This is a genomic window from Streptomyces boluensis, from assembly GCF_009908195.1.
Taxonomy (GTDB): Bacteria; Actinomycetota; Actinomycetes; order Streptomycetales; family Streptomycetaceae; genus Streptomyces; species Streptomyces boluensis.
Genome location: NZ_JAAAHS010000524.1, coordinates 1 through 4,288, shown reverse-complemented (window position 1 = coordinate 4,288; position 4,288 = coordinate 1). Strand labels below are relative to the sequence as shown.

The following is a 4,288-nucleotide window of genomic DNA, read 5'->3' as shown; positions in this document are numbered from 1 at the left end:
CCCCTTGAGCCCACCCCCCGGCCGCGCCTACGTTCATGACGCAGCACAGCGCACGGCCGTGTGCCCGAGTGGTTCAGGGGCTCGCCTGCAAAGCGAGTTACGTGGGTTCGAATCCCGCCACGGCCTCCAACGGTTCGCGCGTACGGGTCACTTGCCGTCGTACGCGTCCTTCAGGGCCTGCACGTCGAGCTTGCCCATGCCGAGCATCGCCTTCATGGCCCGGCCGGACTTGGCGGGGTCCGGGTCGCCGATCATTTCGTTGAGGACGCGCGGGACGATCTGCCAGGACAGGCCGTACTTGTCCCGGAGCCAGCCGCACGGGCCCGGCTCGCCACCGTCCGCGGTGAGCCGGTCCCACAGGTCGTCGATCTCCTGCTGGCCCTCGCAGTCGACGGAGAGCGAGATGGCCTCGGTGAACTTGAACTCCGGCCCGCCGTTCAACGCGATGAACGACTGGCCCGCGAGCTCGAACTCGACGACCATCACGCTGCCCGGCTCACCCGGCCCCTCTTCCCCGTACCGCTGCACCGTGGTCACACGGGAGTTGTCGAACAGGGACGTGTAGAGGGCGACGGCCTCCTCGGCCTGGCTGTCGTACCAGAGGAACGTCTTGATCTTCTGCGCCTGTGCACTCATGAGGGGCTCCCTTCACGGCGGCGCGCGCTCGCGCCCGCACGGGGTGGACCCGGCCCGCCCACGGAACTCGTCGAGCGGTCAGCCCTCGGCCGTGTGCTCCCAGGCCTTGAGCAGATACTTCCGGCCCTTCTGCTCGGCCGCCACCGGGGGCACGTCCGCGAGCAGCCGGTACCCGGCCGCGCGGGCCACGCCGACGCTGGCCGCGTTGTCCTCCTCGATCTGGAGCCGTACGCGGGTGATCCCGAGGGAGTCGTGCGCGTACGCGGTGAGCAGCCGGGTGGCGCGCGGGGCGAGCCCGCGGCCGCGGTGGGCGCCGCCGATCGCGTACCCGAGCGTGACGGCGCCCGCGGGCCGTTCGGTGCCGAGGGAGCCGAGCAGCACCTCGCCGAGCGGCGCGCCCCCGTCCTCGGTGACGGCGAGCTGGAGCCGGGTGCCGTCGGCGCGGGTGGCGCGGGCCCGGTCCAGGTAGGCGCGGGCGGCGGCCGCGTCGAAGGGGGAGGCGAGCGGGGTGCGGTGGGCGATGGCCGGGTCGTCGAAAAGCTCCGACATCGCGGGCAGGTCGGCCTCGGTCCACTCGCGCAGCACGAGCCCGTCGCCGCGGATGACCACGGGCTCGGCGGGGAGGTCGGGTACGTCGGGTACCTCAGGTACGTCGGGTACAGGGTCGTCGGCCGGTGTGCTCATGGCTGTTGTGGTGCTGCCTTCCGTGTCGTCTGCGGTGCGAGCCGAACTGCTCGGACACCCCGTCTGCGGTGCCCGCACGCACGCGGCGACCGGCCTGTTCCGCTGTGCGGCTACACCGGTCGGCCGACGAAAGCGGCGAGCCGGGTGTAAGTGTCGGCGTCGTCCGCGACGGTCACAACCGGTGCGAACGGCCCGCCCTCACCACGGCCCTCCGCCGGGACGTTGCGCGTGTACCAGTCGAGGGCGGCCTCGGCCAGAGCCCGGTCGAGCTCGTGGCCGCCACCGGTGGCGCGGGAGAGATCCCAGACGTGGACGGTGAATTCATGCGCGTACGCGTCGAGCAGCTCGCGTCCGGTCATCGCGCCCCAGGCCAGGGTGTAGCTCTTGCCGAGGGCCGAGTCGGGCGCCCAGATCTGTTCGAGGTCGGCACGCGCAGCGCGGAACGCTCCACCCCAGTCGTCGGTGTGGTCGTCGGCCGGGTCCTTCACCTGCGACATGTCCCCGCCGTTCCCGACCACCGCGAGCTTGCGCAGGACGGCGACGAGGTGGGCCAAGAGCGTCCGCACGTCGTACTCGGCGCACGGTGTCGGCCGGCCCAGGTCGGCGTCCTCGATCGCGTCGATCGCGTACTGGGTCTGGTCGAGCGCCGCACTGAGGCGCGGCCGCGGGTCAGTTGTCGCTTCGACTTCGGTCATCGGAAGGGCTCCTCACATCGGGCGGAACATCGGGCGGAACATCGCGCGGACCGTTCGTCTGCCCATCCTGCCAACCGGCACTGACAACGGCGCTCGGCCGCAGGTGCGAGGGGGGCGCCGGGGGGGCGGCACGGTCAAGTGGCGCTGTTCGCAAGGGAGATGCGGGTGATGCGGGCGAGCGCGCCGATCTCCAGTGCGGTCCACAGGGCTCCGTCGGGGCCGACGGTGATGCCGTGTGGTTCGGAACCGGGGGTGGGCAGGTCGTGGACGGTGACGGAGCCGTCGGGGGTGATCGTGCCGACGCGGTTGCCGCCCCATTCGGTGAACCAGACGGTGCCGTCGACGTCGACGGTGACGGCGTGCGGCTTGGCGGTGCGGTCGGGCAGCGGGAACTCGGTGATCCGCCCGTCGGGAGTGATCCGTCCGATCTGACCGGCGGCGATCTCGGTGAACCACAGCGCTCCGTCGCGGCCCGCGGCGATCCCCACCGGCGCCGCCGCCTCCGTCGGCACGGGATACCGGGTGATCGCACCGTCCATGCCGATCCGGCCGATGGCGTTCCCCTGGTTGAGGGTGAACCACATCGCACCGTCGTCACCCGCGGTGATCGCGGACGGGAACGCGCCCGTGACGGGGAGCGGGAACTCGGTGACGCTGCCGTCGACGGTGATCCGGCCGACGCGGTCGGCGGCGGTCTCCGTGAACCACAGCGCACCGTCCGGGCCCGCCGCGATACCGAACGGCCCGCAGCCGGGGGTGGGTACGTCGAATGCGTCGATGACGCCGTCGGTGGTGATCCGCCCGATCCGGTCCGCCCGGTACTCGGTGAACCACAGCGCGCCGTCGGGCCCTGGCGTGATGACGGTCGGCCCGCAGCCGGGGTCGAGCCGGTGACTCGTCGGCTCCTCGCCGGGTACGAGCCGTCCGATCCGGCCGCTGTGGACGAGGGTGAACCACAGCGCGCCGTCCGGTCCCGTGGTGAGGGCGTACGGTCCGGCCGCGGCGTCGGCCACCTCGTACTCTTCGATGGATACCTGGGTCACGCGTGATTCCCCAAATCGTGCTCGGCGGCGACGAGTTCGAACCTCGTGAACGGTACGCGGACACCATCGCGCACCCAGCACGCAGTACCCGCCGACGGCCGGACACCCTCGGGGCGGAGCCCTTCACCGGCGTACCTTCCACAGCATCTCCACCTTCGACCGGCATGGATCGCTCCCGCCCCTTCCGGCCTGCGCTTCCTCAGCGAACACGATCAGCATCACTCGTCCCGGCGGTCGTGCCCCGTCCCTTCGGTGACAGCGCTTCGTCCGGATCGCCCCGAATCATCACCTGTCGGCCCGGAGCCCGCCGCCCCGGGTGTGCACGGACAGTGCGGCATGATGTGCGCATGGCAAGCACGGGGGAACTGGTAGCGGGCCGCTACCGCATCGCGTCACGGCTCGGCCGCGGCGGCATGGGCACGGTCTGGCACGCTCGGGACGAGCTGCTCGGCCGCTCCGTGGCTGTCAAGGAGATCCACGTCGAGGGTGAACTGGCCCTCGTGGACGCGGAGTTGCAGCGCGAGCGTACGCTCCGCGAGGCCCGCTCGGTAGCGCAGGTGCGCCACCCCAACATCATGGTCCTGCACGACATCGTCGAGCACGACGCGCAGCCGTGGATCGTGATGGAGCTCATCGACGGCCGCTCGCTCGCGGACCTCATCGTCCTCGAAGGCCCCCTCGCCCCGGCGGCCGCCGCCCGGATCGGCCTCAGCCTCCTGGACGCGCTGCGCGCCGCGCACGCCGCGGGGGTGCAGCACCGCGACCTGAAGCCCGCCAACGTCCTGATCGAGTCGCGTACCGGCCGTGTGGTGCTCTCCGACTTCGGGATCGCCCAGGTCGCGGGGCAGGCGACGCTCACGGAGACCGGCTCGTTCGTCGGCTCGCCCGAGTACACGGCGCCCGAGCGGATGTCGAACCGGCACACAGGGCCCGAGTCCGACCTGTGGTCGCTCGGCGTGCTGCTCTGCGCGGCCGTGGACGGCGAGACCCCCTTCCACCGCGACTCGGTGGCCGGAGTGCTGCACGCGGTGGTGATCGACGAGATCCAAGTCCCGGCGGCGGCCGGCCCGCTGATCCCGACCGTACGGGGCCTCCTGGAGCGGGACGTGTCCCGGCGGCTCGATCTCGACGCGGCGGAGCGGCTGTTGTGGACCGTGGCGGAGGACGCGCCCGCCCTCGCGGCGGCGGGCCGCGGCGCCCGATCGGCCGCACCGGCACCGCCACCGGCAC

5 protein-coding genes and 1 tRNA gene are annotated in these 4,288 nt (G+C 72.2%); 2 read left to right on the top strand and 4 right to left on the bottom strand.

The window, feature by feature from the left end:
• Window positions 1–54 precede the first annotated feature (54 nt).
• Window positions 55–129, top strand: a tRNA-Cys gene (locus GUY60_RS35145).
• 18 nt (window positions 130–147) lie between these two features.
• On the opposite strand, the gene GUY60_RS35140 is transcribed toward GUY60_RS35145, so the two are convergent.
• From GUY60_RS35140 to GUY60_RS35125, 4 genes are all read right to left on the bottom strand, one after another.
• Window positions 148–636: a VOC family protein gene (locus GUY60_RS35140; protein ID WP_161705391.1), complete on the bottom strand. Its 489-nt coding sequence runs from the start codon at window positions 634–636 to the stop codon at window positions 148–150.
• A gap of 78 nt (window positions 637–714) precedes the next feature.
• On the bottom strand, window positions 715–1,320 hold the full coding sequence (locus tag GUY60_RS35135; RefSeq protein ID WP_161705389.1) for a GNAT family N-acetyltransferase: 606 nt from the start codon (window positions 1,318–1,320) through the stop codon (window positions 715–717).
• Window positions 1,321–1,430: 110 nt separating this feature from the next.
• The gene (locus GUY60_RS35130; RefSeq protein ID WP_161705386.1) at window positions 1,431–2,015 is read right to left on the bottom strand and encodes a TIGR03086 family metal-binding protein; all 585 of its coding nucleotides are present in this window, start codon (window positions 2,013–2,015) and stop codon (window positions 1,431–1,433) included.
• A gap of 134 nt (window positions 2,016–2,149) precedes the next feature.
• On the bottom strand, window positions 2,150–3,058 hold the full coding sequence (locus tag GUY60_RS35125; protein WP_161705384.1) for a Vgb family protein: 909 nt from the start codon (window positions 3,056–3,058) through the stop codon (window positions 2,150–2,152).
• Between the two features lie 347 nt (window positions 3,059–3,405).
• Here GUY60_RS35125 and GUY60_RS35120 point away from each other — a divergent pair.
• Window positions 3,406–4,288, top strand: an 883-nt coding sequence (locus tag GUY60_RS35120; protein ID WP_161705382.1) for a serine/threonine-protein kinase, incomplete at its 3' end; no start/stop codon positions are given.